Origin of the sequence: Microbacterium martis, from assembly GCF_047246685.1 — a bacterium.
In the GTDB taxonomy this organism is placed as follows: Bacteria; Actinomycetota; Actinomycetes; order Actinomycetales; family Microbacteriaceae; genus Microbacterium.
In genome coordinates this window covers 1,453,073-1,478,379 of sequence record NZ_JBFOKT010000001.1, presented here as the reverse complement: position 1 = coordinate 1,478,379, position 25,307 = coordinate 1,453,073, and the positions used below count along the sequence as shown (strand labels likewise).

Here is a 25,307-nt window from a genome sequence, read left to right as displayed (position 1 = left end):
CGACACTTCGACTCGCATTCGCTCGCTCAGTGCGGGTCTGCGCGGGAGGAGAGGGATGAAGGCTGCGCTCATCCGCATCGCGGGGCTCGCGGCATCCGTCGTGATCGTGCTCTGGGGCGCGGCGACCCTGGCCTTCCTCGCCTTCCGGATCATCCCCGGCGACCCGGTCTCGGTGATGCTCGGACCGCAGGCCCAGGTGAGCGATGCCGTCAAAGACGGGATCCGCGCCGAACTAGGGCTCGATCGTCCGCCGTTCGAGCAGTACCTGACCTTCATCGCCCAGCTCGCGCGCGGCGATCTGGGGGAGTCGTATCAGCTGCGGATGCCGGTGAGCGAGGTGATCGGACGCCAGCTCGGGCCCACGCTGCAGCTGTCGGCGCTGGCGCTGCTCATCGCGGTCGTGCTGGCGCTCGCCGTCACGGTGCTCGTCCGCGGTCGTGTCGGCCGGTCCGTCGCAGCCGGCGTCGAGCTCGTCATCCTGTCGTCGCCCGTGTTCTGGATCGGGCTCGTGCTGCTGAGCGTCTTCGCCTTCGGACTCGGATGGTTCCCCGTGTCGGGGGCGCGCAACCCCGCGACGATCGTCCTGCCCGCGATCACCCTCGCGCTCCCCGTGGCGGCGCTGCTCAGTCAGGTTCTCCGCGACGGGCTGATCCAGGCGGAGCGGATGCCGTTCGCCGAGACCGTGCGCGCACGCGGCGCCAGCGGCTCGTGGTTCATCCTGCGCCACGGACTTCGCCACGGCGCCGGCGCAGCCGTCACCCTCGCCGCCTTCCTCACCGGCTCCGTGCTCGGGGGAGCGGTGCTCGTCGAGACGGTGTTCGCCCGCGCGGGGCTCGGCCGCGTGACCCTCGCGGCGATCAGCAACCGGGACCTGCCCGTGATCACCGGCATCATCCTGCTCAGCGCCGTCGTGTTCGTCGTCGTGAACCTCGCCGTCGAGGTGCTGCATCCCTTCATCGATCCGCGGCTGCGCGCCGGGCGCGCCTCGATCGGCGCGCGGACCACCACGGCGGTGCTGCGATGAGGCGCGCGTCGGCGGTGCTCCTGTGGTGCGCCGTCGCGGTGCTGGCGGTCCTGGCCTTCGCCGCCCTGTTCCCCGGTGTGCTGGCGACGCACGATCCGCTGCAGACCGACGTGCGTGCGGCCCTGCAGCCGCCCGGGGCCGAGCACCTGTTCGGCACCGACCAGAGCGGACGCGACGTCTACTCCCGCGTCGTGTTCGGGGCGGGGCGCTCCATCGGCATCGGGCTCCTCGCGACCGCGATCGCCCTCGCCGCCGGTCTGCTCGTCGGCGCGCTCGCCGGGGTGGCGCCGCGGCCGGTCGACACCACGCTCATGCGGGTGAACGATGTGCTGTCGGCGTTCCCCGAGTTCCTCGTGGCGCTCGTCGTCATCGCCGTGCTCGGGCCCGGACCGGTGAACGTCGCCATCGCGGTGACCCTCGCCGCCGTGCCGGTCTACGTCCGCCTCGCTCGGGTGCAGACCCGCGTGCTGCGGCGGGCGGAGCATGTCGAGGCGGCGCGGATCCTCGGCGTGCCTCCCGTGACCGCCTTCCTGCGGCACGTCGCACCGGGCGTGCTCGGCTCGCTGAGCGTGCTGGCCACGATCGGCATCGGCTCCAGCATCCTCGCGGCGGCGGGACTGAGCTTTCTCGGGCTCGGGCCGTCGGAGCCGACACCCGAATGGGGGCTCATGCTCGCCGGAGGCCGCAACGTGCTCGGTCAGGCGTGGTGGATCGCCGTGTTCCCCGGCATCGCCATCACGGTGACGGTCATCGCCGCGACCGTCGTCGGACGCGTGCTGCGCGCACGAGCGGAAGGACGACCCGCATGAGCGCCGCGCTGGAGCTCGACGGCCTCCGCATCGACTTCGGAGGTGCGCCCGCCGTCGACGGCGTCTCGCTGCGCGTCCACCGGGGCGAGTGCGTCGCGATCGTGGGGGAGTCGGGCGCGGGAAAGTCGCTCACCGCGCGGGCACTGCTCGGACTCGCCCCGGCGGACGCGCGCGTGAGAGTGGAACGGCTCGCGATCGACGGGACCGATGCCCGTGCGCTGAGCGAGCGGCGGTGGCGGGGACTGCGCGGCAGGCGGATCGCTCTCGTCTCGCAGGACGCCCTGGTCTCGCTCGACCCGCTGCAGCGCGTCGGGGCGGCAGTGGGCGAGCCCCTGATGCTGCACGGCATCGCCGCCGGACGCGACGATCTGCGGCAGCGGGTGCGCGCGCTCCTGCACCGGGTGTGGATGCCCGACCCGGATCGCCGTGCCCGGCAGTACCCCCACGAGCTGTCGGGCGGGCTTCGACAGCGGGCGCTGATCGCATCGGCGCTGGCCGCCGAGCCGGCGGTGCTCGTGGCCGACGAGCCCACCACGGCGCTCGATGCCACGGTGCAGGCGCGGATCCTCGGATTGCTGCGCGACATCGCGGATGCCGGCACCGCCGTCGTCTTCATCAGTCACGACTTCGCGGCCGTCCGTCGCGTCGCCGACCGCGTGCTGGTGATGCGCGCCGGCGAGGTCGTGGAGTCGGGGCCGGTCGCCGAGGTGCTCGGCGATCCGCAGCACGAGTACACCCGGCAGCTGATCGCGGCGACGATCCACGATGCCCGTCACCGGCCCCCCGAGACGTCGTCGCCGTCGCCCGTGCTGGTCGCGACAGGTGTCACGAAGTCGTTCGGCGATCTCGTCGCGGTCGACCACGCCTCGTTCTCGCTGGCCGAGGGGCGCACGCTCGGCGTGGTCGGCGAGTCGGGCTCGGGGAAGACGACGCTCGCCCGCATGATCGTCGGCATCGAGCGCCCCGATGAGGGTGCGCTGCGATGGGCGGAGACCCGACGCGTGCAGCTCGTTCACCAGAACCCTCTCGGAGCCCTCGATCCGCGCTGGACGATCGCACGCTCGCTGCGCGAGGCGCTCGGTGCCGGGCGGGTGCCGCGGGCCGCACGTGCTCAGCGCGTCGTGGAGCTGCTCCGCGAAGTGGACCTCGACCCGGCTCTCGCACGACGTCGGCCGCACGCACTCTCCGGCGGGCAGCGGCAGCGTGCCGCCATCGCCCGAGCGCTCGCCGCCGACCCGGAGGTGCTCGTGCTGGACGAGCCCGTGTCGGCCCTCGACCCGTCGGTGCGGGAGCGCATCCTCCTGCTCCTGCTCCGGCTGCAACGCGAGCGCCGGCTGACCATGGTCTTCGTGTCGCACGATCTCGATGTCGTCGGCGCCGTCGCCGACGACGTGCTGGTGATGCTCGACGGTGTGATCGTCGAGCAGGGGACGGCGGCGTCGGTGTTCGCTGCGCCGCAGCATCCGTTCACGAGGGAGCTGCTCGAAGCGAGCGGTCCCGTCAGTCGATGACGAGGATGCCGATGCTCGCCGCGAGCACGGAGGCGAGCTGCTGCACCTGGAACGACGACAGAGTCGTGCCGCGCAGGCTGTTCGCGTCGAGGAACGCTCCGGCGTCGAGTCCGCGGAGGTCGACGTGGCCGGCGCGGAGCCCGCGCGGGTCGACCTCGTCGGTTCGCGTATCCGCGAAGCGCACGCGCGTCAGCTCGGCCTGGGGCATGTCGAGGGTGCGGATGCCGCAGTCGGTCACCTCGACGTCGGCGGCCTTCGCGCCGCCGAGGTTCAGGTAGTCGATCCGCACGCCTCGGAGTTCGAGTTCGTCGATCCGCGCACCGCTGAGATCGAGTGTGCCGATGCGGCCGCCGCGGATGCAGACGCGGCGGAGGCTCGCGTCGCGGAGCCGCAGCGAGGCTATGCGCGCATCCGCGATCTCGACGTCGATCAGCGTCGCTCCCGTGAGGTCGACGGCATCGGCATCCGCATCGATCGTGCACTGCTCGAGCGAGGAATGAGCGAGGTCGACCGTGCCGCCGAGATCGAGCCGAGAGGCGAGCAGGTCGGCGCCGCGAGCGGGCCGGGCGTCTTCGAGCCGGGGTGGCAGGTCGGGCGGAGAGACGCGGGGGGCCACGAGGGCGTCGGATGCGCGAGCCATGAGTCGAGGATAGGGCGGGGGTCGGACGTGGGGACGTCACGGACGCGCGTCCGGGCCGCGGGCAGGCCGACCCGCGCGCGTGCGCCTGGCAAGGATTTGTGCGCTTCGGAAGGATCACTTCGGCGCATCGCACCTTGCGAAGCGCACAAATCCTGCGCAGGCGTGCGGGGCGGATGCCGGGGCGGGCGGATGCCGGGGCGGGCGGGTGCCGGGGCGGGCGGGTGCGGGACGGATGCCGGGGGCTGCGGCCGGCGCGTACAATGGACGCACGAGCATCGATCCGGCCATCACCGGGGAGCTCTCGGAAGAACGCTTCGACACGCTCAGCGCGAGCCGCGGGTCGAGGTCAGTAGAACCGAGCGGGGCAGGCCCGTCACAGCCGCAGTGAGAGTGGTCGCGCCGTAAGGCGAGGCACGCGAGGTGGTACCGCGGTCACCGGGAGCGAGATCCGGAGGTCGTCCTCGCAGCAGCATCCGCCACGACTCCTGCGAGACGACATGACCTACCCGCGTTCCTCCTTCGGCCCCGCCGCCGACCAGGCTGCCTCCGTCGCCCCGAGCCCCCGCTTCCCGCTGATCGAACGCGAGGTGCTCGACTTCTGGAAGCACGACGACACGTTCCGTGCGTCGATCGAGCAGCGCGAGGGCGCCGAGGAGTGGGTGTTCTACGACGGCCCGCCGTTCGCCAACGGACTGCCGCACTACGGTCACCTGCTGACCGGGTACGCGAAGGACGTCTTCCCGCGCTTCCAGACCATGCTCGGCAAGAAGGTCGACCGCGTGTTCGGGTGGGACACGCACGGGCTGCCCGCCGAACTCGAGGCCATGAAGCAGCTCGGCATCACTGAGAAGGCGCAGATCGAGGAGATGGGCATCGACGTCTTCAACGAGAAGGCGCGCTCGTCGGTGCTGAAGTACACCCACGAATGGCAGGACTACGTCACCCGCCAGGCGCGCTGGGTCGACTTCGAGCGCGGCTACAAGACCCTCGACCTGGGCTACATGGAGAGCGTGCTCTGGGCGTTCAAGACGCTCTACGACAAGGGCCTCGCCTACGAGGGCTACCGCGTGCTGCCGTACTGCTGGCGCGACGAGACCCCGCTGTCGGCTCACGAGCTGCGCATGGACGACGACGTGTACCAGATGCGGCAGGACCCCTCGGTGACCGTCACCTTCCCGCTGGTCGGGCTGAAGGCGGAGTCGCTCGGCCTCACCGGCGTCCGCGCCCTCGCCTGGACCACCACCCCGTGGACCCTCCCGACGAACCTCGCCCTCGCCGTCGGGCCCGACATCGACTACGTCGTGCTGCCCGCCGGTCCCGCCGGCGCCGCCGACGTGCACCAGGGTCGCGGCGCGCCCGCCGCCGATCACCTCGCGGTCGAAGCATCCGCCCACCGCTATCTCCTCGCGCGCGACCTGGTCGGCGGTTACGCGAAGGACCTCGGCTACGAGTCGGCCGACGAGGCGCTCGCCGCGGTGCAGGCCACGCTGAAGGGCGCCGAGCTCGGCGACATCGCCTACGACCGTCTCTTCGACTACTACGCGGATGCCGAGGTCTACGGCACCGAGAACGCCTGGCGGATCCTCGTCGACGACTACGTGACGACGACCGACGGCACCGGCATCGTGCACCAGGCGCCCGCCTACGGTGAAGACGACCAGCGGGTCGCCGGTGCGGCCGGCATCCCCACGATCCTCTCGCTCGACGACGGCGGACGGTTCCTGCCGAACGTGACCGACGTGGCCGGACAGCTCTGGATGGACGCGAACTCGTCGATCGTCCGCCTGATGCGCGACAACGGCAGGCTGGTGCGTCTGCAGAGCTACGAGCACTCGTACCCGCACTGCTGGCGCTGCCGGAACCCCTTGATCTACAAGGCCGTGTCGAGCTGGTTCATCCGGGTCACCGAGATCAAGGACGACCTGCTCGCGAACAACGAGCAGATCACCTGGGTGCCCGAGAACGTGAAGCACGGCCAGTTCGGCAAGTGGCTCGAGGGAGCGCGCGACTGGTCGATCAGCCGCAACCGCTACTGGGGCTCGCCCATCCCCGTGTGGAAGAGCGACGACCCCGAGTACCCGCGCGTCGACACCTACGGATCGCTCGAGGAGCTCGAGCGCGACTTCGGCACGCTGCCGCGCAACCCCGAGGGCGAGGTCGACCTGCACCGTCCGTACATCGACGACCTCACCCGGCCGAACCCCGACGACCCCACGGGGAAGAGCACCATGCGCCGCATCGACGACGTGTTCGACGTGTGGTTCGACTCGGGTTCGATGCCCTACGCCCAGGTGCACTACCCGTTCGAGAACCGGGAGTGGTTCGACTCGCACGCACCGGCCGACTTCATCGTCGAGTACATCGGGCAGACCCGCGGATGGTTCTACGTCATGCATGTGCTGTCCACCGCGCTGTTCGATCGTCCCGCCTTCACGGGTGTGAGCTGCCACGGCATCGTGCTCGGCAGCGACGGGTACAAGATGTCGAAGTCGCTGCGCAACTATCCCGACGTGTCGGAGGTGCTCGACCGCGACGGCTCCGACGCGATGCGCTGGTTCCTCATGTCGAGCTCGGTTCTGCGCGGCGGCAACCTCGCGGTCACGGAGGAGGGCATCCGCGCCGGAGTGCGCGAGTTCCTGCTGCCCCTGTGGAGCTCCTGGTACTTCTTCGCCACCTACGCCAATGCGGCGAAGGACGGCGGGTACGAGGCGTCGTGGCGTACCGACTCCACCGACGTGCTCGACCGGTACATCCTCGCCCGGCTCGGCGACCTCGTGCGCGAGGTGCGCGAAGACCTCGAAGGGCTCGACTCCACGACCGCCTCGGCCCGTCTCCGCGACTTCGCCGAGGTGCTCACGAACTGGTACATCCGTCGATCCCGCGACCGCTTCTGGGAGGGCACCTCCACCGACGCGTTCGACACGCTCTACACGGTGCTCGAGACGCTCACGCGCGTCGCAGCGCCCCTCGTGCCGCTCGTGAGCGAGCGCGTCTGGCAGGGTCTCACGGGCGGACGGAGCGTGCACCTGCAGGACTGGCCAGACCCCGACGCGTTCCCCGCCGCCGACGACATCCGCGACGCGATGGACGCCGTGCGCGAGCTCTCCAGCGTGGGCAACGCGCTGCGCAAGAAGGAGAAGCTGCGCGTCCGGCTGCCGCTCGCGATGCTCACCGTGGTGTCGCCGCACGCGGCGGCGCTCGGCCGCTTCGACGACATCCTGCGCGAGGAGCTGAACGTCAAGGCGGTCGAGCTCGTTCCGCTCGCCGAGGGCACGGCCGCCGACTACGGCATCACCCACCGCCTCAGCGTCAATGCCCGCGCGGCGGGACCGCGTCTCGGCAAGAACGTGCAGGCGGTCATCCGGGCCGCGAAGGCCGGCGACTGGTCGGAGACCGACGGCCTCGTGATCGCGGGCGGGATCGTCCTCGAGCCCGGCGAGTACGAGCTGACCCTCGAGACCGCCGGCCGGCCGGAGGGGGAGTCGCTCGCGATCGTCCCCTCGGGCGGGTTCATGCTGCTCGACACCCGGACCACACCGGCACTGGAAGCCGAGGGGCTCGCTCGCGACGCGATCCGCGTGGTGCAGGAGGCGCGCAAGAACGCCGGTCTCGATGTGAGCGATCGCATCGTGCTGGCGCTGAACGCCGCCTCGGAGGATGCCGCCGCGCTGAAGGCGCACGCCGACCTCATCGCCGCCGAGACCCTCGCCGTGGCCTTCGCCGTGCACGCGACCGAGGAGATCGAGTCGCTGGTCGACGATGCGACCAGCCCGGGTGACGGTGTGTTCCGCTCGGGTGCCCGCGCCCTCGGAGCCGGGAAGGCGCCTATCATCGTGACCATCGACGCGACGGATGCCGTGCGGGAAGGTGCCGCCTCATGAACGATCGGGATCGGGCGGATGCCGTCTACGAGACGCTGCTGAGCCGCGCCGGTGAGCGCTGGGTGCAGCCGCGCAAGGAGCGCACCGCGCGCATCCTCGCCTTCCTCGACGATCCGCAGCGGACCTACCGCGTCGTGCACGTCACGGGCACGAACGGGAAGACCTCGACGGCCCGGATGATCGAGAGCCTGCTGCGTGCGCACGACCTGCGCACGGGGCTGTTCACGAGTCCTCACCTCGAGCGGTTCACGGAGCGCATCCTCATCGACGGCGAGCCGATCGCCGACGCGGCCGTCGCCGACGCCTGGGACGAGATCGAGCCGTTCGTCGAGATCGTCGACGCCGAGCTCGAGGCGGCCGGTGACGCGCCCCTGACGTTCTTCGAGCTGCTCACCGTGCTGGCGTTCGTGGCGGTGGCCGACGCACCCGTCGATGTGCTGGTTCTCGAGGTCGGCATGGGCGGGGAATGGGATTCGACCAACACGGCCGACGGGGACGTGGCGGTCTTCGCTCCGATCGACATCGACCACGCCGACCGCCTGGGCCAGACCATCTCCGAGATCGCGACGGTGAAGGCCGGGATCATCAAGCAGGGCGCCGCCGTGGTCTCTGCGCAGCAGCAGCCCGAGGCGGCGGAGGTGCTCCGCCGGGTCGCGTCGCAGCGCGAGGCGACCATCGCCTTCGAGGGCGACGACTTCGGTCTCGTCGAGCAGAAGCTCGCCGTCGGCGGCCAGCTGCTCACGATCCGAGGAATCGCGGGGGAGTACGTCGAGGAGTACCTGCCCCTCTACGGAGCGCATCAGGGCCACAACGCCGCTCTCGCCGTCGCCGCCGTCGAGTCGCTGATCGGGGGTGGGACGCAGCGCATCGCGAATGCCGTCATCACCGACGGACTGCAGGGGGCGACATCTCCGGGGCGCCTGCAGCTGCTGGGCATCGCGCCGACCGTCGTGGTCGACGCGGCGCACAATCCGCACGGCGCGAAGGCGCTGGCTCAAGCCCTGGACGACAGCTTCGACTTCGACGAATGGGGTCTGGTCCTCGGCGTCCTCGCCGACAAGGACGCCGCGGGCATCGTCGCGCAGCTGGCGCCGGCGGTCGCACACGTCTTCGCGACTGCGCCGGACTCCGACCGCGCGAGCGACGCCGACTCCATCGCCGACCTCGTCGAGCAGGCGGGACAGCGCGCCACGGTGCACGACTCCCTGGCCGACGCCGCGGATGCGGCGCGGGAGTGGGCGGCATCCTCCGACCGTCGCGCGGTCGTGATCGCGGGATCGGTCGTGCTGGCGGGCGAGGCGATCGCCCTCGCCGAGGACGAGGACTGGAAGTCGGGGTGGAGGGCATGACCTCCGACGCCGCGCCTGCCCGTCGTCCGCGTCGTCCGCGCCCGCCGCGCACGCTGGTGCAGAAGCTCGCCCCTGTCGTCCTGGGCTTCGAGGCGATCGTGGTGTTCCTGATCGGCTTGACGATCTTCGGCCTGAAGGCCCTCCCCGACGGCGTCGAGCCGTGGTGGGCGATCGTCGCCGGAGGCGTCGTGGGCCTCGCCTGCATCCTCCTCGCCGGTCTCATCACGCAGCCGTGGGCGATCACCGCCGGCTGGGTGATCCAGGTCGTCATCGCCCTGGCGGCGCTCCTCGTGCCGGCGGTTCTCCTCGCGGTGCTGATTTTCGGCGGCATGTGGGCGTATGCGACGATCGTGGGGGCCCGCCTGGACGCACGACGCCCGACCGGACCCTCGACCGAGACTCAGACAGAGAGTGAATGACATGGCCACCGAAGAGACACTCGTCCTCGTCAAGCCCGACGGCGTCGCACGCGGACTCACCGGCGCGATCCTCGCCCGCATCGAGGCGAAGGGCTACGCGCTCGTCGACATCCGTCTCGTCGAACCGGACCGCGACCTGCTCGCCGCCCACTACGCCGAGCACGAGGGGAAGCCCTTCTACGAGCCGCTGCTCGAGTTCATGCTCTCCGGCCCGTCGGTCGCGATCCGCCTGGCCGGCAACCGCGTGATCGAGGGCTTCCGTTCGCTCGCCGGCACGACCGACCCGACGACGGCCGCACCCGGCACGATCCGCGGCGATTTCGGTCGCGACTGGGGACTCCAGGTGCAGCAGAACCTGGTCCACGGCTCGGACAGCCCCGAATCGGCTGCTCGCGAGCTGGGCATCTGGTTCGACTGAGCCGCACAGCACCGACGAAGCCCGCCCCGGATCGATGATCCGAGGCGGGCTTCGTCGTGGTCGGTGCGGATGTCAGAAGATGAGCTTCGCCATCTCGCCCAGGAAGTCGAGTCCCTGGAGCTGGGCGAGGAGGATGATGACGGCGTAGGCGACGATCGTCAGCAGGGGAACCCAGACCATGAGCGCGCCCGCGCGCTGCTGCGCCTTCTCGTTGCGCGTGAGGGTTCCGTTGCGGATCAGGTGGAGCACCGTGGCGAAGAAGGTCGGAATCGTCACCGCCCACGTCACCATGCACCAGGGGCACAGGACCAGCAGATCGTAGAGGCTCTGGCCGATGAGCCAGCAGACGAAGCCGATCGCGAAGACGATGCCGGCTCCGAACGCCGCCCAGAACCAGCGGGCGAACCGGGCCCCGGCGAGCAGGGCGACCCCGACGACGATGGGCGCCATCCAGCCCGTGAGACCGATGAGCGGGTTGGGGAACCCGAACACCTCGCCCTGCCACGACTCCAGGTTCTTGCTGCATTGGATGAAGGGGCTGACATCGCAGGCCAGCGCCTCCTGCGGATTCTCGAGGAGGGCGAACTTCTCGACGGTCAGCTGGAAGGCGGCGAACCAGCCGATGACGCCGGCGATGATCAGCCAGACGGCGTAGACGACGGGGCGGGTGCGCTGCTCGCTCATGCTCGGGATTATCTCAGCGGCGCCTATGGATGCGGCGACAACGGGCCGGAGATAACACGGTGGAGGGGCGGGATGCCGCGATCGGGGCGATGTGGTGCGATAATGACCTGTGATGCGATGAACGGCCCCGCCGCGACACGCATCGACGCAGACTTCGGGGTCCCGTGCCCCACGCGATCAGAGCCATGAGCCGGTCGCACATCGATCGAGTTCGCGGCACCCGCGGGTGCCGCATGAGATTTCGCGGAGCATCCGTGCACCGCGCAGGGAGTACGCCAGAGATGGCCGATGAGAACAATGACCACAACGTCCCCACTCTCGACATCGCCACGGAGGCGACCGACCCGCTGACGCAGCAGGACGCGCCCACGATGTCCGAATCGGCCACCGTGGCGGTGGCCGAAGCCGAGATCGCCGCGGATGCGGCGAACGGTGCGGATGCTGCCGAGGCGGATGCCACCGAGCAGAGCGAGAGCGGCGTCGAGGCCGTCGCCGAGGCCCTGACGGCCGCCGACGCGGAGATCGCATCGCCGGTGGTCGAGGAGCCCCCGGTGGTCGAGGAGCCCGTGGTTCCCGAGGAGCCCGCGGCTCCGGCGCCGGTGACGGCGGTGTCGCTGGGACTCCTGCCCGAGGTGTTCGTCTCGCAGGTCTCCACACGGCTGCACTTCTACGCGCCGGAGATCGTGCCGCTCCCCGCCCGGCCCGAGCGCGTCTTCGACCGCGTCTCCGAGCGCGATCAGGACGAGCAGGGCGGAGGTCGCCGCGGCCGCCGTCGCCGCGGAGGATCCGACGGCGACGACCAGCGCGACGAGCCGCGTCAGCGGCAGCGCGTCGTGGAGTACATCACCGAGCCGAAGGCGATCAAGGGGTCGACCAGGCTCGAGGCGAAGAAGCAGCGCCGTCGCGACGGTCGCGACGCCGGTCGCCGACGCCCCGTCGTCACCGAGGCGGAGTTCCTCGCGCGCCGCGAGTCGGTCGACCGCAAGATGGTCGTGCGCGCCAAGAACGGTCGCACGCAGATCGGCGTGCTCGAAGACGGCGTGCTCGTGGAGCACTACGTCGCCCGCAACCAGGACGCGTCGCTCATCGGGAACGTGTACCTCGGTCGGGTGCAGAACGTCCTGCCGAGCATGGAGGCCGCCTTCGTCGACATCGGCCGCGGGCGCAACGCCGTGCTGTACTCCGGCGAGGTCGACTGGGACGGCGTCGAGACGGGCAACCAGCCGCGACGGATCGAGCTGGCGCTCAAGCCGGGCGACCGCGTGCTCGTCCAGGTCACCAAAGACCCGGTGGGCCACAAGGGCGCCCGCCTCACCAGCCAGATCTCGCTCCCGGGTCGCTACCTCGTGTATGTGCCCGGCGGGTCGATGAACGGCATCAGCCGCAAGCTGCCCGACAACGAGCGGGCGCGGCTGAAGCGCATCCTCAAGGAGGTGCTGCCGGAGTCGTCGGGCGTGATCGTCCGCACCGCCGCGGAGGGGGCGACGGAGGAGCAGCTCACGCGCGACGTGCAGCGCCTCACCTCGCAATGGGAGCACATCCAGAAGCAGGTCGAGAACCAGCAGGCGCCCGCCCTGCTGCACGCCGAGCCCGATCTGCTGGTCAAGATCGTCCGCGACGTCTTCAACGAGGACTTCACGAAGATGCTCATCCAGGGCGAGGAGTCGCAGCGCACGATCCGCGCCTACCTCGAGAGCGTCGCTCCCGACCTCCTCGAGCGGGTCGAGGCCTACGAGGACGAGACCGATCCGTTCGACGCGTTCCGCATCACCGAGCAGATCGAGAAGGCGCTCGACCGCAAGGTGTGGCTGCCGTCCGGCGGATCGCTCGTGATCGACCGCACCGAGGCCATGACGGTCGTCGACGTCAACACCGGCAAGTTCGTGGGATCGGGCGGGAACCTCGAGGAGACCGTCACCAAGAACAACCTGGAGGCGGCTGAGGAGATCGTCCGTCAGCTGCGCCTGCGCGACATCGGCGGCATCATCGTCGTCGACTTCATCGACATGGTGCTCGAGTCGAACCGCGACCTCGTGCTGCGGCGCCTCGTCGAGTGCCTCAGCCGTGACCGCACCAAGCACCAGGTCGCCGAGGTCACCTCGCTGGGTCTCGTGCAGATGACCCGCAAGAAGCTCGGCCTCGGACTCCTCGAGACGTTCAGCGAGGCGTGCGAGGTGTGCGCCGGCCGCGGGGTGATCGTGCACCACGACCCCGTCATCAAGCACCGGTCGAACGGCAATGGCAACGGCAACGGCAACGGCAACGGAAACCGCCGTCAACGCGGCGGCGGTGGCGGCAACGGTCCCGGGTCGAGCGCTGCGCCGTCGGCCGCCGTGACGCACAGCATCCCCGAGGGGGCGAAGTCGGCGCTCGCGCAGATCGCCGCATCGACGCTGGCGCCGAGCCTCGAGCCGGTGGAGATCGCAGCGGATGCCGGGTCGGCCGAAGCCGCGCACGAGGTGGCGCCGGAGCGGGCGAAGAAGCCGCGGAAGAAGCGCGGCTCCGAACGCAAGGGACCCAAGTCGCCGGCCGAGCAGCTGCTCGACTCGGTGCTAGACGCGCTCCCGGAACCGAAGGCGCCCGGTCAGGGTCGCGGCCGCCGTCGGGTGAGCACCGCTGCGCTCACGGGCACTCCGGTCGCCGTGTCGTCCGACGCGTCAGCGCCGGTCGCGGGCCCGGACTCTGAGGCCTGAGGCGATCAGCCGCCGGACGAGCTCCTTGCCGTCGACGTGCTGAGCGCCTCCGGCGATGAGTCGGGGCACCAGCTCCTCGGGCACGTCGTAGTGGTCGCGGTCGAACGCCCGTGCAGGCACGTCATGGGCGCGCGCGAAGGCGTGCAGCTCGTCGAGGTCCGCGTCGCTGACCAGGTGCGCCCACAGGCGTCCGTGGGCGGGCCAGCGCGGATCGTCGACGAGAACGGTCATCCCGTCAGCCTAGGACCGTCGCGGAGGAAGGGGCGCGGCGCTCCCGCGGCGGACGGCCGGCACGCTTTGCGACACCGCCGAGCATCCGGTAAAGTAGTCCCTTGGTGCGCATGCCGCCTCGTCCTCGTCGGTCGGAGCGGAGAGCCTTGCGTTCGCACCCGCCGCACCGCGGCGCAGGCAAGCAACAGTCTTCCCGTGAGATTCCCGGAGCTCTCGCTCCCCAACGAAACAGGTATGAAGTGGTTTACGCAGTAGTGCGCGCCGGTGGGCGGCAGGAGAAGGTCGAGGTCGGCACGATCGTTCAGCTCGACCGTGTCAAGGCCGCCCAGGGCGAGAAGATCGAGCTGGCCGCCGTGCTGCTCGTCGACGGCGCCTCTGTGACCACCGACGCCGACCAGCTCGCGAAGGTCAAGGTCACGGCTGAGGTCATCGGCAACCTCCGCGGCCCGAAGATCGTCATCCAGAAGTACAAGAACAAGACCGGCTACAAGAAGCGCCAGGGCCACCGTCAGGAGCTCACGCGCGTCAAGATCACCGGCATCAAGTAAGACCGAGGAGACCAGGACATGGCACACAAAAAGGGCGCAAGCTCCACCCGCAACGGTCGTGACTCCAACGCACAGCGCCTCGGCGTGAAGCGCTTCGGCGGCCAGCAGGTCCTCGCCGGCGAGATCATCGTCCGTCAGCGCGGCACCCACTTCCACCCCGGCGTCAACGTCGGCCGTGGTGGCGACGACACGCTCTTCGCTCTGGCCGCCGGTGCGGTCGAGTTCGGCGCGAAGGGCGGCCGCAAGGTCGTCAACATCGTCGCCGCTGCTGAGTGATCACAGCGCAGCACTGAACATCCGATTCGGGGCGGGCTTCGGCCCGCCCCGAATTTCTTTATGAGGAGAGAGACATGGTCACGTTCGTCGACACCGTGACGCTGCACCTGCGTGCGGGCAAGGGCGGCAACGGCTGTGTCTCGGTGCATCGCGAGAAGTTCAAGCCGTTGGGCGGACCCGACGGCGGCAACGGCGGAGACGGCGGAGACGTCGTGCTCGTCGCCGACCCGCAGACGGGGACACTGCTGTCGTACCACCACTCGCCGCACCGCTCCTCGGGCAACGGGGGCCCCGGCATGGGCGACCACCGCGCGGGCTTCGCGGGCGAGACGCTCGAGCTTCCCGTGCCGGTCGGAACCGTGGTCAAGAACGGTGCGGGCGACGTGCTCGTCGACATGATCGAGCCGGGCCAGAGGTTCGTCGTCGCCGCCGGCGGCCAGGGCGGACTCGGCAATGCTGCCCTCGCGACTCCGAAGCGCAAGGCGCCCGGATTCGCGCTCCTCGGCACGCCCGGCTTCGAGGGCGATGTCGTGCTCGAGCTGAAGACCGTCGCCGACGTCGCGCTGGTCGGGTATCCGTCAGCCGGCAAGTCGAGCCTGATCGGTGCGATCTCGGCGGCGCGGCCGAAGATCGCGGACTACCCCTTCACGACGCTGCACCCCAATCTCGGCGTCGTGCAGGCCGAGGACTTCCGCTACACCGTCGCCGACGTGCCCGGCCTCATCGAAGGGGCGAGCGAGGGGCGGGGTCTGGGCCTCGAGTTCCTCCGGCATGTCGAACGGTGCTCGGCGCTCCTCCACGTCCTCGACTGTGCGACCCTCGAGCCCGGACGCGACCCGATCTCGGATCTCGACGTCATCCTCGCCGAGCTGGCGGCCTACCGCGTGCCCGACGGGCAGACGCCGTTGCTGGAGCGGCCGCAGATCGTCGCCCTGAACAAGATCGACGTCCCGGAGGCTCGCGACCTGGCCGATCTGGTGCGCCCCGATCTCGAGGCACGCGGATTCCGCGTCTTCGAGATCTCCACGGTCTCGCACGAAGGTCTGCGTCCCCTCACCCTCGCCCTCGGTGCGCTCGTCGAGAAGCACCGCGCCGAGTCCGTGGTCGCGGCGGCGCCGCGCGAGCGCGTGGTCATCCGCCCGCGCGGATCGAAGAAGGACTTCGAGATCCGCGTCGAGGGCGGCACGTACGGCAACGTGTACCGCATCCTCGGCGAGAAGCCGGTGCGCTGGGTGCAGCAGACCGACTTCCAGAACGAGGAGGCCGTGGGGTACCTCGCCGATCGGCTCGAGAAGCTGGGCGTCGAGGACGAGCTGTTCCGCGTCGGGGCCGTGCAGGGATCGACGGTCGTGATCGGCGAGGGCGACAGCATCGTCTTCGACTGGGAGCCGACGATGAGCTCCGCCGCCGAGCTGATGACCGCTCCCCGAGGAACCGATCCGCGACTCGCTCCGAACAGTCGTCGCACCACGTCGGAGCGCCGGGAGCAGTACTACGAGCGCATGGACGCCAAGGCCGCGGCTCGTGCGGAGCTGGAGGAGCAGCGCCTCGCCGCCTATCGCGAGGACGGCGAGTGACCGCCCGCTCGCGCGCCGACCTCGCGACCGCGTCGCGCATCGTCGTGAAGGTCGGCAGCTCGTCGATCAGCGGCGAGTCGTCGTGGCGGATCCCGGTGATCGTCGAAGCCCTCGCGGCTGCGCACGCGCGCGGTGCGGAGGTCGTGCTCGTCTCGTCCGGCGCCATCGCCACCGGCATCCCGTTCCTGCGTCTCGACGCGCGTCCGACGGATCTCGCCACGCAGCAGGCCGCGGCCGCCGTGGGGCAGAACGTCCTCGTGTACCGCTACCAGGAGTCGCTGCGTCCGTTCGACATCGTGGCCGGCCAGGTGCTGCTGACCACGGGCGACCTCGAGAACCCCACCTCGCGTTCCAACGCCCGCCGTGCCATGGAGCGTCTGCTGGGACTGCGCATCCTGCCCATCGTCAACGAGAACGACACCGTGGCCACGCAGGAGATCCGCTTCGGCGACAACGACCGCCTCGGCGCCCTCGTCGCGCAGCTGATCGAGGCGGATGCCCTCATCCTCCTCAGCGACATCGAGTCGCTGTACACCAGGCCGCCGTCCGACCCGGGCGCCGAGCCGATCGACGTCGTGGCCCCGGATGCCGATCTGTCGGGACTCGAGTTCGGTGCCACCGTCGTGAACAGCGTCGGCACCGGCGGCGCGGCGACCAAGGTGTCGGCGGCGCGTCTGGCCGCGGCATCCGGCATCGGGGTTCTCGTGACCAGCGCCGACCTCGTCGACCGCGCCCTCTCCGGCGCCGAAATAGGAACCTGGTTCGAACCGGCGACCTCCTAGACTGGGCGGATGACCGACCAGTCCCCTCAGGCGCGCCTGGAGCGTGCGAAAGAGGCGTCGCGGGCCACCGCCGCACTCACCAGCGACGACAAGGCGCGCGCGCTCGAAGCGATCGCCGTGGCGCTCGAGCGCAACGCCGCGCGCATCATCGAGGCGAACGGCCGCGACATCGAGCGGGGGCGCGCCGACGGCATCGGCGACTCGCTGATCGACCGCCTGCGCCTCGACGAGAAGCGCGTCGCGTCGCTCGCGGCGGCGGTGCGCGAGGTCGCGGCCCTTCCCGACCCCGTCGGCCGCGTGGTCGGCGGCCACCGCATGCCGAATGGCGTGTCGCTCGAGCAGGTGCGGGTGCCGTTCGGAGTGGTGGGCGCCATCTACGAGGCTCGGCCGAACGTGACGGTCGACATCGCCGCGCTCGCGCTGCGGTCGGGCAACGCGGTGGTCCTGCGCGGAGGCAGTGCCGCGCGCGAGTCGAACACCGTGCTGGTCGAGGTCATGCGTCAGGCCCTCGAGGGCGCCGGCGTGACCGCCGAGGCCATCCAGACCGTCGACGACTTCGGGCGGGAGGGCGCGAAGGCGCTCATGCACGGGCGGGGCTTCATCGACGTCCTCGTGCCGCGGGGGAGTGCCGGGCTGATCGAGACGGTCGTGACCGAGTCGACCGTGCCGGTCATCGAGACCGGTGCGGGGAATGTCCACATCGTGCTCGACGAGTCGGCCCCCGACGACTGGGCCCGAGACATCGTCGTGAACGCGAAGGTGCAGCGTCCCAGCGTGTGCAACGCGGTCGAGACCGTCCTCGTGCACCGTCAGGCGGCCCCGCGACTCGTTCCGCTCGTGGCGAGCGCGCTGCAGAGCGAAGGGGTCGCGATCCACGGCGACGACATGGTGGCCGGCCTCGTGTCGAACGTGATCCCGGCGACCGAGGAGGACTGGGAGACCGAGTATCTGAGCCTGGACATCGCGATCAAGGTGGTCGATTCGCTCGACGAGGCTCTCGAGCACATCCGGCGCTACAGCACCGGTCACACCGAGTCGATCGTCACCACCGACTCGCGCAACGCCGAGCGCTTCCTCGCGGAGGTCGACTCGGCCGTGGTCATGGCCAACGCGTCGACGCGTTTCACCGACGGCGGGGAGTTCGGCTTCGGAGCAGAGGTCGGCATCTCGACGCAGAAGCTGCATACGCGCGGACCCATGGGCCTCTCCGAGCTGACGAGCACCAAGTGGCTGGCGCGGGGATCGGGGCAGACGCGCGGGTGAGGGCTAGACTGGGGGGCGCTGTACCGCACAGGATCCCGCGCAGCACGCCACACGAAACGGAGTCAGGATGAACCTCGTCGCACAGATCGCGATGGCCGCCGCCGAGACCGAGCACCACGGGAACGTCGCGCTCGAGACGGTGATCTTCGGAATCATCGCCGCGATCGTGTTCGCGTTCCTGGCCCTGGTCACCCTGTCGTACCGGAACGTCGCCAACCGTCACTCGGCCAAGGCCGAGGCGTGGGCGGCCCGCCACGGCAAGGACGGACACGAGGCGGGGCACGGCCACTGAGCACGATGAGCATCGCTCCCTCATGACAGCAGCTGCGATCACGCGCGCCCCGCGCATCGGCGTGATGGGCGGCACGTTCGACCCCATCCACCACGGTCACCTGGTCGCTGCCAGCGAGGTCGCGCACTCCTTCGGGCTGGACGAGGTCGTCTTCGTCCCGACGGGTCACCCCTGGCACAAGGCCGACGTCACGCCCAGTGAGCACCGGTACCTCATGACCGTGATCGCGACGGCGTCGAACCCGCAGTTCACGGTCAGCCGGGTCGACATCACCCGGGAAGGGCCCACGTACACGATCGACACGCTGCGGGATCTCAAGCGCGAGCGGCCCGACGCCGAGCTGTTCTTCATCACCGGAGCGGATGCCGTGGCGCAAATTCTCAGTTGGAGGGACCATGATGAGTTGTGGGAACTGGCTCACTTCGTCGCGGTCTCCCGCCCCGGACACGTTCTGAGCACGGACGGCCTCCCGAGCGACGACGTCAGCCAGCTCGAGGTGCCGGCGCTGTCGATCTCGTCGACGGTCTGCCGTGAGCGCGTCCGTGACGATCAACCGGTGTGGTACCTGGTTCCCGACGGGGTCGTTCAGTACATCGCGAAGCATCATCTGTATCGGAGCAAGGCATGAGTACTTCGGATCAGCAGGGTCAGGGTCCGCTGACGCGCAAGCAGCTGCGGGAGATCCGGTTGACGGGATCGACCCCGGTCATCAGTGCGGAGGAGGCGGCGGCCGCCGCAGAGACGGCCCCGCCCGCACCTCCGGTGCCCGAGCCCGTCGTTGCCGAGCCCGACGTCGTCGAGCCCGCTGAGGAGCCCGCCGCCGGGACCGCGCCCGAAGAGCGTGGCGCGGCGGCATCGGGCTCCGCTCCGCTCACCCGTCGGCAGGCTCGTGAGCAGGAGCGCATCAGGACGGCATCCGTCCCTCTCATCGACAGCGGCGCGGAGACGGCCGATCGTTCCCCGGAGGCCGACGCGATCGTCGCGGGCGTCCCCGAGTTCCCCGCGGCGCCCGCCGCTCCGAGTGCCGACACGGCCGGCGACGACGACGACGTCGACCACGACGAGATCGTGATCGAGCCGATCCGTGCGTCGGAAGCCGCAGAGCCGGCGCGGGTGGTCCCGCTCGAGGTGGTCGACGACGGCTCCGACGCCGAACAGCAGCGTGTCGACGGCGTCGACGAGCTCGGGCTGACCGGGGAGCGGGTGTCCGACGCCGACGACGTGCTCACCGAGGCGCCGGAGCGCGACGAGGAGCCGGACGGCGATGCGCGCCCGACGGTGAACTCCGCCTTCGGCGAGGGCGTTCTGGCGGACGCGTCCGAGCCGCACGCTCCGTTCCGCCCGTCGTTCGACGAGCTGCTCGGACCGGGTGATTCCGCCGGGTCGCAGCACACCGCGCCCAGCGCCCTGATCTTCACCCCGTCGCCCGGCGAGGGATCGCTCTCCGGTCCCGTCGCGTCGACGGGAGAGATCCTCGTGACGGGCTCGTACGAGCTGCCTCGCGGGCTCGGCTCGCAGGGGCACGCGCACGGCACCACCGACGGCAGAGACGTCGACGCCGTGCTCATCGACGGTGAGCTGCCCCCGGCATCCTCACCGACGCCGATCGCCGCCAGCGCCGCGGTCAGCACCATCAAGCCGGCCGGAGAAGTCATCCGCCCGCCCGCGCCCGAAAAGGGCAACAAGCTCATCATGATCATGACGATCGTCGCGGGAGGCCTCGCCCTCGCCGTCGCCGTCGCGGTCATCGTCGCCTTCTCAACGAATGTGTTCTGATGCAATCACCTGAAACCGCAGAAGAGATGCTGCGGCTCGCAGCCGAGGCCGCCGTCGCCAAGGGCGGTGAGGACCTCGTCGCACTCAACGTCTCGGAGCCCCTGCCTCTCGTCGACATCTTCCTGCTCGTCACCGGCACCAGCGAGCGCAATGTCGCCGCCATCGCGGACGAGATCGAAGACCGGCTCATCGAGTCGGGTCACAAACGCGTCCGGCGCGAGGGGCGCGCGGAGGCGCGATGGGTGCTGCTCGACTTCGGCGACCTCATCGTGCACGTCTTCCACCAGGAGGAGCGGGTCTACTACGGGCTCGAGCGCCTGTGGAAGGATTGCCCGGTCGTTCCGATCGAGGTGTCCGAGACCGCCGCCGATCGCCCGTGACATGGCCACGCACCTGATCACGGGTGCCGGCTCCGGCATCGGTGCGGCCCTCGCGCAGCGGCTCATCGACCGCGGCGATGGCGTGGTCGCTCTGGCGCGCGATGCGGGTCGCGCCCGGCAGATCGCCACCGATCTCCCGGGGGTCGCGACGCTCGTCGGCGATCTCGCCCAGCCGGGCAGGCTCTCGTGGGCACTGTCGAAACAGCAGCTGCCCGACCGCATCGACTCGCTCCTGCACGTCGCAGGCGTCGTCGATCTGGGAGCGGTGGCCGACCTCCCCTCGGCGCTGTGGGAGCAGCAGCTGGCGGTGAACCTGGTCGCGCCCGCCGAGCTCACGCGACTGCTCCTGCCCGTCCTGCGGGTCTCGCGGGGTCATGTGGTGTTCGTCAACTCGAGTGCCGGCCTGCGTGCTCATGCCGGCTGGTCGGCGTATGCGGCGTCGAAGCACGGTCTGAGGGCGTTGGCCGACGCGTTGCGGGCGGAGGAGGCGGCACATGGCGTGCGCGTGACGTCGATCCATCCCGGGCGCACCGCCACGCCGATGCAGGAGCGGGTGCATCGGCAGGAAGGCGCGGACTACGACCCCCAGCGGTTCATCAGCGCGGATGCCGTGGCCACGACGATCCTGACCGCACTCGACCTCCCGCGCGACGCACAGCTCACCGATCTCACGGTCCGACCCGGGCGGTGAGCAGCCTGCATCTCGCGCTCTGCCTGTCAAGGGCCTTCTGAATCGCCTGGGCTGCACCCATGATCTTCCTGAGAGAGTCCGGGAGGGCCAACCGATGTCAGACGTCCCAGATCCACGCTACGTGATGAAGCGCCTCACGGCATCGGAGTGGGTGATCAACGACCTCCGCTATCCGCCGAACGACCCGCGGCATGTCGTCGCCTGCGTCTACGAGGTCGCCGACACGGAGGTCGAGGTGACCTGGCTGCGTGAGCTGCCGCTCGCGAGTCGGTACTGCTCGGTGTTCGAGGTTCTGGAAGACGTGGAGCGCATGCACGGCGCGGCGCGCTCGGCGCGTGCGACGCGACCCATCGCCATCCCGTCGCGTCCTCCGCTCCTCGCGACCTGACCACCCGGTCTCCCCGCCCCGTCACCGCGACGCGCCCTCCCGGAATCCGGAAGGGCGCGTCTTCGTCGGTGGCGGCGGGTCAGTGCTCGTCGTCGGTTTCGTCGGCTTCCGCCGCGACGCGGTCGGCTTCGGTTTCGTCGGCTTCCGCCGCGACGCGGTCGGCTTCGGCACTGTCGACGAGTCCGTCGTCGATGTCGGTGTCGGGCACGTGCTCGCCGTCCACCGTCTTCGTCGGAACGCCTTCGGGCTCGTCACCGTCGGGGAACGGGACGAGAGGAGGAATCGGGTTCGACATGGTCGCATCCTTTCATCGGTGAAGCCGGATGCGGCAACGGTACGACGAGACCGGGGGAGCGCGCAGCGGGTTGACCGAGCAGAGCGGTCGCGCTAGACGGGAAAAGCCCCCGGGGCATCCCGGGGGCTTCTCGGTGGACCTGAGGGGACTCGAACCCCTGACCCCCTGCATGCCATGCAGGTGCGCTACCAGCTGCGCCACAGGCCCAGAACATCGCCCCGATCTCCCGGAGCAACTCGAAAAGACTACTACACGAATCAGGCTCAGCACCAATTCGGGCGGGGCACCGGGCGCGCCGCCGCTCGGCGGAACAACTCCGCCGTCATCGCTGTTCTCCTCATCGTGAGCATCCTGGACAGCGTCGTGATCGGCGCGGGTCAGGCCGGCCTCTCGGCCTCGTACCATCTGCGTCGGCTGGGGATCCGACACGTCGTGCTCGACGCGGCGTCGCAGCCCGGCGGGGCATGGCAGCACCGGTGGGATGCGCTGACGATGAGCGACGTGCACGGCGTCGCGGAACTGCCCGACGACGTCGCGCCCGCCCGTGACGGCGAGCGCGCCAACGTGGTGGTGCCCGCCTCCTTTGCGGCGTACGAGAGACGGCACGACCTTCCGGTGCTGCGTCCGGTGACCGTCGACCGCGTCGAGGATCGTGACGGACTGCTCGTCGTGCGCGCCGGGGAACGCGAGTGGACGACCCGCACCCTGGTGAACGCCACAGGGACGTGGACGCATCCGTTCGTGCCCCACTATCCCGGCAGGGAGACGTTCCTCGGCGAGCAGCTGCACACGGTGGACTATCCGGGGCCTGGGCACTTCGTGGGACGACGGGTGCTCGTGGTAGGCGGTGGCGCATCGGCGGTGCAGTTCCTCGGAGCCCTCGCCCCTCTCACCGAGACCGTCTGGGTCACCCGTCGGGAGCCGGTCTGGCGGACGGACGACTTCACTCCCGAGGCCGGCGCCGCGGCCGTCGCCCTGGTCGAGAAGCGCGTCGCCGCCGGCCTTCCACCCGAGAGCGTCGTCAGCGTCACCGGGCTCATGCTGCGGTCGCAGGAGCGCGAGGCCGAGCGTCTGGGCGCGTACGCCGCGCGACGGCCGATGTTCGAGCGGATCGAGCCCGACGGGGTGCGCTGGGCTGACGGGGCCTTCGAGAGGGTCGACGTGATCCTCTGGGCGACCGGATTCCGCCCGGCCGTCGGTCACCTCGCACCGCTGCATCTGCGCAGCGCCGCGGGAGGGATCCAGCTCGACAGACAGGGCCGCGGGACGACGGCCGTGGCCGACCCGCGCATTCAGCTGGTGGGCTACGGTCCGTCGGCGAGCACCATCGGCGCCAACCGGGCTGGTCGTTCCGCGGCGAAGGGCGTGCAGCGGATGCTGCGTGCGCCGCTCGAGCCCGCTGCTGCGGGGGATCTCGCCGACGTCGGCACCGGCGCGTAGGGTGAAGGGCATGTCACGCATCATCGTGTTCGGCGGTCACGGCCGCGTCGCCCTGCTCCTCACCCCGCTCCTGGTCGCCCGCGGAGACGAGGTCACGGCCGTCATCCGCAACCCCGATCAGACGGCGGAGGTCGAGCAGGCGGGGGCCGGTGCCCTCGTCGCCGACATCGAGGAGATGGATGTCGACGCCCTCGCCGACATCATCCGGGGGCACGATGCCGTCGTGTGGTCGGCGGGGGCCGGCGGCGGAGATCCGCGACGCACCTACGCCGTCGATCGCGACGCCGCTCAGCGGACGATGGATGCCGCCGAGCGGGCGGGAGTGCGTCGCTACGTCATGGTCTCGTGGATCGGCTCGACAGCCGAGCACGGAGTGCCGGAGGACGACGCGTTCTTCGCCTACGCCGACGCGAAGTGGGCGGCCGACGAGTATCTGCGCGGAACGGAGCTCGACGGCACGATCCTCGGACCGGGCGGCCTCACATTCGACGAGCCGACGGGCCGGATCGAGCTCGACCCCGACGGCTCGGGCGCTGTCGCGCGCGCCGATGTCGCCGCCGTGATCGCGAGCGCGCTGATCGAGCCGTGCACGATCGGGCGTACCATCCGCTTCGGCAACGGCGACGGAGACTCGTCGGTCGCCATCGCCGACGCCCTCGCCTGCTGACGGGCGCTCCAACGCGCCGAACGGGCCCGGACATGAGGCGACAGCGACGAGGTCGGGTCGGATCGCTCGTGGGGACGACGGTCGCGCTGCTCTGCGCGGCGCCGGCCGTCGCATCGGCCGCGACGTCGGCACCCGCCCCGGCACCGTCGCTGTCCGCCTCGGTGGTCGTCGCACCGGCGGTGTCCGCCGCCCCGGCGGGCCTCAACGCGGGCTCCCGCGCCGAGGCTCTGGTCGCCGAGATGACCGTCGCGCAGCAGGCCGCCAGCATCGTCATGGGGCATGTGGCGGGAACCGACCCGGCGGCCCTTACGTCGTATATGGCGTCGGGACTCGGCGGGTTCATCCTCATGGGGAACAACATCCCCGACTCCGAGGCCGAGCTCGTGAGCCTCACGACGGCCCTCGCAGTCGACCCCGCTCTGCCTCCGCTGATCGCGGTCGACCAGGAGGGCGGGCTCGTCTCGAGGCTGCACGACGACGGGTACCCGGCATCGACGACGCTGAAGGCGCTTCCCGCCGACGACACCGCGGCCGCCTTCGCCGCCCGCGGCGCACTCGCGGCGAGGGCGGGGATCTCGGTGAACTTCGGGACCGTCGCCGACGTCACGGCCGACTCCGGCTCGTTCATCCACGGGCGGGCGCTCGGCACCGACCCGCAGACCGCCGCCGAGCGCGTGGCCGCGGCCACGACGGCGCAGGAGCAGTTCCTCGCCTCGACCCTCAAGCACTTCCCGGGTCACGGTGCGGCGCCCGGCGACTCGCACCGCGGGATCCCGAGCTCGCCGATGAGCCTCGACGAGTGGCGTGCGACCGACGCGCTGCCATTCGCGGCCGGCATCGACGCGGGCGCCTCGCTTCTGATGTTCGGGCATCTCGCCTACACCGCCGTCGATGCCGCTCCCGCGTCGCTCTCGGCGGAGTGGCACCGGATCGCGCGCGACGAGCTGGGCTTCGACGGAGTCGCCGTGACCGACGATCTCGGGATGCTGCTGTCGTCGGGCGACCCGGCGTACGCCGATCCTGCGGCGAACGGGGTGGCCGCCGTGGCGGCGGGCAACGACCTCGTCGTCATGATCGCCGGTTCCGATGCCGGGACGGCCGAGCGGATGGCTGCCGGGATCTCGGGAGCGGTGGAGGCCGGGACTCTCCCCGCCGAGAGGCTCGCCGAGGCCGCGACACGGGTGATGGCGCTGCGACTGCAGCTGTCGTCGGCCGCAGCTCGGTGGAGCCTCTGCGGCGACTGCGTACCGGCGGGCTGAGGCCTGGGGGAGCG

Annotated in this window: 26 protein-coding genes and 1 tRNA gene; 22 read left to right on the top strand and 5 right to left on the bottom strand. The window is 70.6% G+C overall.

The genetic code is table 11. The features are described from left to right. Positions 1-55 precede the first annotated feature (55 nt). Genes AB3M90_RS07130 through AB3M90_RS07120 form a run of 3 tightly spaced genes read left to right on the top strand, consistent with a single transcriptional unit; the run spans position 56 to position 3,344 of the window. Complete coding sequence (locus AB3M90_RS07130) at positions 56-1,024, top strand: ABC transporter permease (RefSeq protein ID WP_412950923.1); 969 nt, start codon at positions 56-58, stop codon at positions 1,022-1,024. After that, complete coding sequence (locus AB3M90_RS07125; RefSeq protein WP_412950921.1) at positions 1,021-1,833, top strand: ABC transporter permease; 813 nt, start codon at positions 1,021-1,023, stop codon at positions 1,831-1,833. Before AB3M90_RS07130 ends, AB3M90_RS07125 begins: the two co-directional genes overlap by 4 nt. Further along, on the top strand, positions 1,830-3,344 hold the full coding sequence (locus tag AB3M90_RS07120) for a dipeptide ABC transporter ATP-binding protein (RefSeq protein WP_412950919.1): 1,515 nt from the start codon (positions 1,830-1,832) through the stop codon (positions 3,342-3,344). Before AB3M90_RS07125 ends, AB3M90_RS07120 begins: the two co-directional genes overlap by 4 nt. Here AB3M90_RS07120 and AB3M90_RS07115 read toward each other — a convergent pair. Next, positions 3,334-3,984 (bottom strand): pentapeptide repeat-containing protein, encoded by a 651-nt coding sequence (locus tag AB3M90_RS07115; protein WP_412950917.1) that lies wholly within the window; start codon positions 3,982-3,984, stop codon positions 3,334-3,336. The genes AB3M90_RS07120 and AB3M90_RS07115 overlap by 11 nt on opposite strands. Before the next feature lie 497 nt (positions 3,985-4,481). On the opposite strand from AB3M90_RS07115, the gene ileS reads away from it, so the two are divergent. The 4 genes from ileS to ndk are packed head-to-tail and all read left to right on the top strand — an operon-like array spanning position 4,482 to position 10,051. Beyond that, entirely contained in the window at positions 4,482-7,865 is a 3,384-nt protein-coding gene (ileS, locus tag AB3M90_RS07110; protein WP_412950915.1) for an isoleucine--tRNA ligase, read from the top strand. Then, entirely contained in the window at positions 7,862-9,214 is a 1,353-nt protein-coding gene (locus AB3M90_RS07105; protein WP_412950913.1) for a bifunctional folylpolyglutamate synthase/dihydrofolate synthase, read from the top strand. Before ileS ends, AB3M90_RS07105 begins: the two co-directional genes overlap by 4 nt. Next, complete coding sequence (locus tag AB3M90_RS07100; protein ID WP_412950911.1) at positions 9,211-9,633, top strand: DUF4233 domain-containing protein; 423 nt, start codon at positions 9,211-9,213, stop codon at positions 9,631-9,633. Before AB3M90_RS07105 ends, AB3M90_RS07100 begins: the two co-directional genes overlap by 4 nt. 1 nt (position 9,634) lies before the next feature. Beyond that, positions 9,635-10,051, top strand: coding sequence for a nucleoside-diphosphate kinase (gene ndk, locus AB3M90_RS07095; protein WP_412950909.1), 417 nt, complete (start codon positions 9,635-9,637; stop codon positions 10,049-10,051). Positions 10,052-10,123: 72 nt separating this feature from the next. Here the strand turns inward: ndk and AB3M90_RS07090 are convergent, their stop codons facing one another. Next, on the bottom strand, positions 10,124-10,735 hold the full coding sequence (locus AB3M90_RS07090; protein ID WP_412950907.1) for a vitamin K epoxide reductase family protein: 612 nt from the start codon (positions 10,733-10,735) through the stop codon (positions 10,124-10,126). Between the two features lie 281 nt (positions 10,736-11,016). Between AB3M90_RS07090 and AB3M90_RS07085 the strand changes: the two genes are divergently transcribed. After that, positions 11,017-13,428: an Rne/Rng family ribonuclease gene (locus AB3M90_RS07085; RefSeq protein ID WP_412950906.1), complete on the top strand. Its 2,412-nt coding sequence runs from the start codon at positions 11,017-11,019 to the stop codon at positions 13,426-13,428. Here AB3M90_RS07085 and AB3M90_RS07080 read toward each other — a convergent pair. After that, positions 13,393-13,659: a DUF4031 domain-containing protein gene (locus AB3M90_RS07080; RefSeq protein WP_412950904.1), complete on the bottom strand. Its 267-nt coding sequence runs from the start codon at positions 13,657-13,659 to the stop codon at positions 13,393-13,395. The two genes, AB3M90_RS07085 and AB3M90_RS07080, sit on opposite strands and share 36 nt — an antisense overlap. A gap of 239 nt (positions 13,660-13,898) precedes the next feature. On the opposite strand from AB3M90_RS07080, the gene rplU reads away from it, so the two are divergent. From rplU to AB3M90_RS07025, 11 genes are all read left to right on the top strand, one after another. Beyond that, a complete protein-coding gene (rplU, locus tag AB3M90_RS07075) occupies positions 13,899-14,207 on the top strand; it encodes a 50S ribosomal protein L21 (RefSeq protein WP_412950902.1) in 309 nt (102 codons plus the stop codon). A gap of 18 nt (positions 14,208-14,225) precedes the next feature. Further along, positions 14,226-14,483: a 50S ribosomal protein L27 gene (gene rpmA / locus AB3M90_RS07070; protein ID WP_017202370.1), complete on the top strand. Its 258-nt coding sequence runs from the start codon at positions 14,226-14,228 to the stop codon at positions 14,481-14,483. Positions 14,484-14,557: 74 nt separating this feature from the next. Continuing rightward, positions 14,558-16,060 carry a GTPase ObgE gene (obgE, locus tag AB3M90_RS07065; RefSeq protein WP_412950899.1) on the top strand — a complete coding sequence of 501 codons (1,503 nt, stop codon included), beginning with the start codon at positions 14,558-14,560 and terminating at the stop codon, positions 16,058-16,060. Beyond that, a complete protein-coding gene (gene proB / locus AB3M90_RS07060; RefSeq protein WP_412950898.1) occupies positions 16,057-16,842 on the top strand; it encodes a glutamate 5-kinase in 786 nt (261 codons plus the stop codon). Before obgE ends, proB begins: the two co-directional genes overlap by 4 nt. 9 nt (positions 16,843-16,851) lie before the next feature. Further along, on the top strand, positions 16,852-18,105 hold the full coding sequence (locus tag AB3M90_RS07055) for a glutamate-5-semialdehyde dehydrogenase (protein ID WP_412950896.1): 1,254 nt from the start codon (positions 16,852-16,854) through the stop codon (positions 18,103-18,105). A 67-nt stretch (positions 18,106-18,172) separates the two neighbouring features. Then, positions 18,173-18,397, top strand: a complete 225-nt coding sequence (locus tag AB3M90_RS07050) for a hypothetical protein (RefSeq protein WP_412950895.1) — start codon at positions 18,173-18,175, stop codon at positions 18,395-18,397. A gap of 22 nt (positions 18,398-18,419) precedes the next feature. Further along, on the top strand, positions 18,420-19,025 hold the full coding sequence (gene nadD / locus AB3M90_RS07045) for a nicotinate-nucleotide adenylyltransferase (protein WP_412950893.1): 606 nt from the start codon (positions 18,420-18,422) through the stop codon (positions 19,023-19,025). Continuing rightward, entirely contained in the window at positions 19,022-20,173 is a 1,152-nt protein-coding gene (locus AB3M90_RS07040; RefSeq protein WP_412950892.1) for a hypothetical protein, read from the top strand. Before nadD ends, AB3M90_RS07040 begins: the two co-directional genes overlap by 4 nt. Further along, positions 20,173-20,553 (top strand): ribosome silencing factor, encoded by a 381-nt coding sequence (rsfS, locus tag AB3M90_RS07035; RefSeq protein ID WP_412950890.1) that lies wholly within the window; start codon positions 20,173-20,175, stop codon positions 20,551-20,553. Before AB3M90_RS07040 ends, rsfS begins: the two co-directional genes overlap by 1 nt. 1 nt (position 20,554) lies before the next feature. Then, positions 20,555-21,244: an SDR family oxidoreductase gene (locus AB3M90_RS07030; protein WP_412950888.1), complete on the top strand. Its 690-nt coding sequence runs from the start codon at positions 20,555-20,557 to the stop codon at positions 21,242-21,244. A 94-nt stretch (positions 21,245-21,338) separates the two neighbouring features. After that, positions 21,339-21,632 (top strand): hypothetical protein, encoded by a 294-nt coding sequence (locus AB3M90_RS07025; protein WP_412950886.1) that lies wholly within the window; start codon positions 21,339-21,341, stop codon positions 21,630-21,632. A gap of 79 nt (positions 21,633-21,711) precedes the next feature. On the opposite strand, the gene AB3M90_RS07020 is transcribed toward AB3M90_RS07025, so the two are convergent. After that, complete coding sequence (locus AB3M90_RS07020; RefSeq protein ID WP_412950884.1) at positions 21,712-21,927, bottom strand: hypothetical protein; 216 nt, start codon at positions 21,925-21,927, stop codon at positions 21,712-21,714. Positions 21,928-22,061: 134 nt separating this feature from the next. Continuing rightward, positions 22,062-22,134, bottom strand: a tRNA-Ala gene (locus AB3M90_RS07015). A gap of 135 nt (positions 22,135-22,269) precedes the next feature. Between AB3M90_RS07015 and AB3M90_RS07010 the strand changes: the two genes are divergently transcribed. The 3 genes from AB3M90_RS07010 to AB3M90_RS07000 all read left to right on the top strand — a co-directional run bounded on the left by AB3M90_RS07010 (position 22,270) and on the right by AB3M90_RS07000 (position 25,293). After that, on the top strand, positions 22,270-23,367 hold the full coding sequence (locus AB3M90_RS07010; RefSeq protein ID WP_412950881.1) for an NAD(P)-binding domain-containing protein: 1,098 nt from the start codon (positions 22,270-22,272) through the stop codon (positions 23,365-23,367). A 10-nt stretch (positions 23,368-23,377) separates the two neighbouring features. Next, positions 23,378-24,034 carry an SDR family oxidoreductase gene (locus AB3M90_RS07005; protein WP_412950879.1) on the top strand — a complete coding sequence of 219 codons (657 nt, stop codon included), beginning with the start codon at positions 23,378-23,380 and terminating at the stop codon, positions 24,032-24,034. A gap of 68 nt (positions 24,035-24,102) precedes the next feature. Next, a complete protein-coding gene (locus tag AB3M90_RS07000) occupies positions 24,103-25,293 on the top strand; it encodes a glycoside hydrolase family 3 N-terminal domain-containing protein (RefSeq protein ID WP_412950877.1) in 1,191 nt (396 codons plus the stop codon). Positions 25,294-25,307 lie beyond the last annotated feature (14 nt).

What these genes read in the sequence shown, in the direction of transcription:
- AB3M90_RS07025 (WP_412950886.1), top strand. Translation starts at nt 21,339, where the DNA reads ATGTCAGACGTCCCAGATCCACGCTACGTGATGAAGCGCCTCACGGCA.
- obgE (WP_412950899.1), top strand. Translation starts at nt 14,558, where the DNA reads ATGGTCACGTTCGTCGACACCGTGACGCTGCACCTGCGTGCGGGCAAG.
- AB3M90_RS07125 (WP_412950921.1), top strand. Translation starts at nt 1,021, where the DNA reads ATGAGGCGCGCGTCGGCGGTGCTCCTGTGGTGCGCCGTCGCGGTGCTG.
- AB3M90_RS07090 (WP_412950907.1), bottom strand. Translation starts at nt 10,735, where the DNA reads ATGAGCGAGCAGCGCACCCGCCCCGTCGTCTACGCCGTCTGGCTGATC.
- AB3M90_RS07040 (WP_412950892.1), top strand. Translation starts at nt 19,022, where the DNA reads ATGAGTACTTCGGATCAGCAGGGTCAGGGTCCGCTGACGCGCAAGCAG.
- AB3M90_RS07085 (WP_412950906.1), top strand. Translation starts at nt 11,017, where the DNA reads ATGGCCGATGAGAACAATGACCACAACGTCCCCACTCTCGACATCGCC.
- AB3M90_RS07130 (WP_412950923.1), top strand. Translation starts at nt 56, where the DNA reads ATGAAGGCTGCGCTCATCCGCATCGCGGGGCTCGCGGCATCCGTCGTG.
- ndk (WP_412950909.1), top strand. Translation starts at nt 9,635, where the DNA reads ATGGCCACCGAAGAGACACTCGTCCTCGTCAAGCCCGACGGCGTCGCA.
- AB3M90_RS07005 (WP_412950879.1), top strand. Translation starts at nt 23,378, where the DNA reads ATGTCACGCATCATCGTGTTCGGCGGTCACGGCCGCGTCGCCCTGCTC.
- AB3M90_RS07055 (WP_412950896.1), top strand. Translation starts at nt 16,852, where the DNA reads ATGACCGACCAGTCCCCTCAGGCGCGCCTGGAGCGTGCGAAAGAGGCG.
- AB3M90_RS07080 (WP_412950904.1), bottom strand. Translation starts at nt 13,659, where the DNA reads ATGACCGTTCTCGTCGACGATCCGCGCTGGCCCGCCCACGGACGCCTG.
- AB3M90_RS07100 (WP_412950911.1), top strand. Translation starts at nt 9,211, where the DNA reads ATGACCTCCGACGCCGCGCCTGCCCGTCGTCCGCGTCGTCCGCGCCCG.
- AB3M90_RS07115 (WP_412950917.1), bottom strand. Translation starts at nt 3,984, where the DNA reads ATGGCTCGCGCATCCGACGCCCTCGTGGCCCCCCGCGTCTCTCCGCCC.
- AB3M90_RS07020 (WP_412950884.1), bottom strand. Translation starts at nt 21,927, where the DNA reads ATGTCGAACCCGATTCCTCCTCTCGTCCCGTTCCCCGACGGTGACGAG.
- nadD (WP_412950893.1), top strand. Translation starts at nt 18,420, where the DNA reads ATGACAGCAGCTGCGATCACGCGCGCCCCGCGCATCGGCGTGATGGGC.
- rpmA (WP_017202370.1), top strand. Translation starts at nt 14,226, where the DNA reads ATGGCACACAAAAAGGGCGCAAGCTCCACCCGCAACGGTCGTGACTCC.
- rsfS (WP_412950890.1), top strand. Translation starts at nt 20,173, where the DNA reads ATGCAATCACCTGAAACCGCAGAAGAGATGCTGCGGCTCGCAGCCGAG.
- AB3M90_RS07120 (WP_412950919.1), top strand. Translation starts at nt 1,830, where the DNA reads ATGAGCGCCGCGCTGGAGCTCGACGGCCTCCGCATCGACTTCGGAGGT.
- AB3M90_RS07030 (WP_412950888.1), top strand. Translation starts at nt 20,555, where the DNA reads ATGGCCACGCACCTGATCACGGGTGCCGGCTCCGGCATCGGTGCGGCC.
- ileS (WP_412950915.1), top strand. Translation starts at nt 4,482, where the DNA reads ATGACCTACCCGCGTTCCTCCTTCGGCCCCGCCGCCGACCAGGCTGCC.
- AB3M90_RS07050 (WP_412950895.1), top strand. Translation starts at nt 18,173, where the DNA reads ATGAACCTCGTCGCACAGATCGCGATGGCCGCCGCCGAGACCGAGCAC.
- AB3M90_RS07105 (WP_412950913.1), top strand. Translation starts at nt 7,862, where the DNA reads ATGAACGATCGGGATCGGGCGGATGCCGTCTACGAGACGCTGCTGAGC.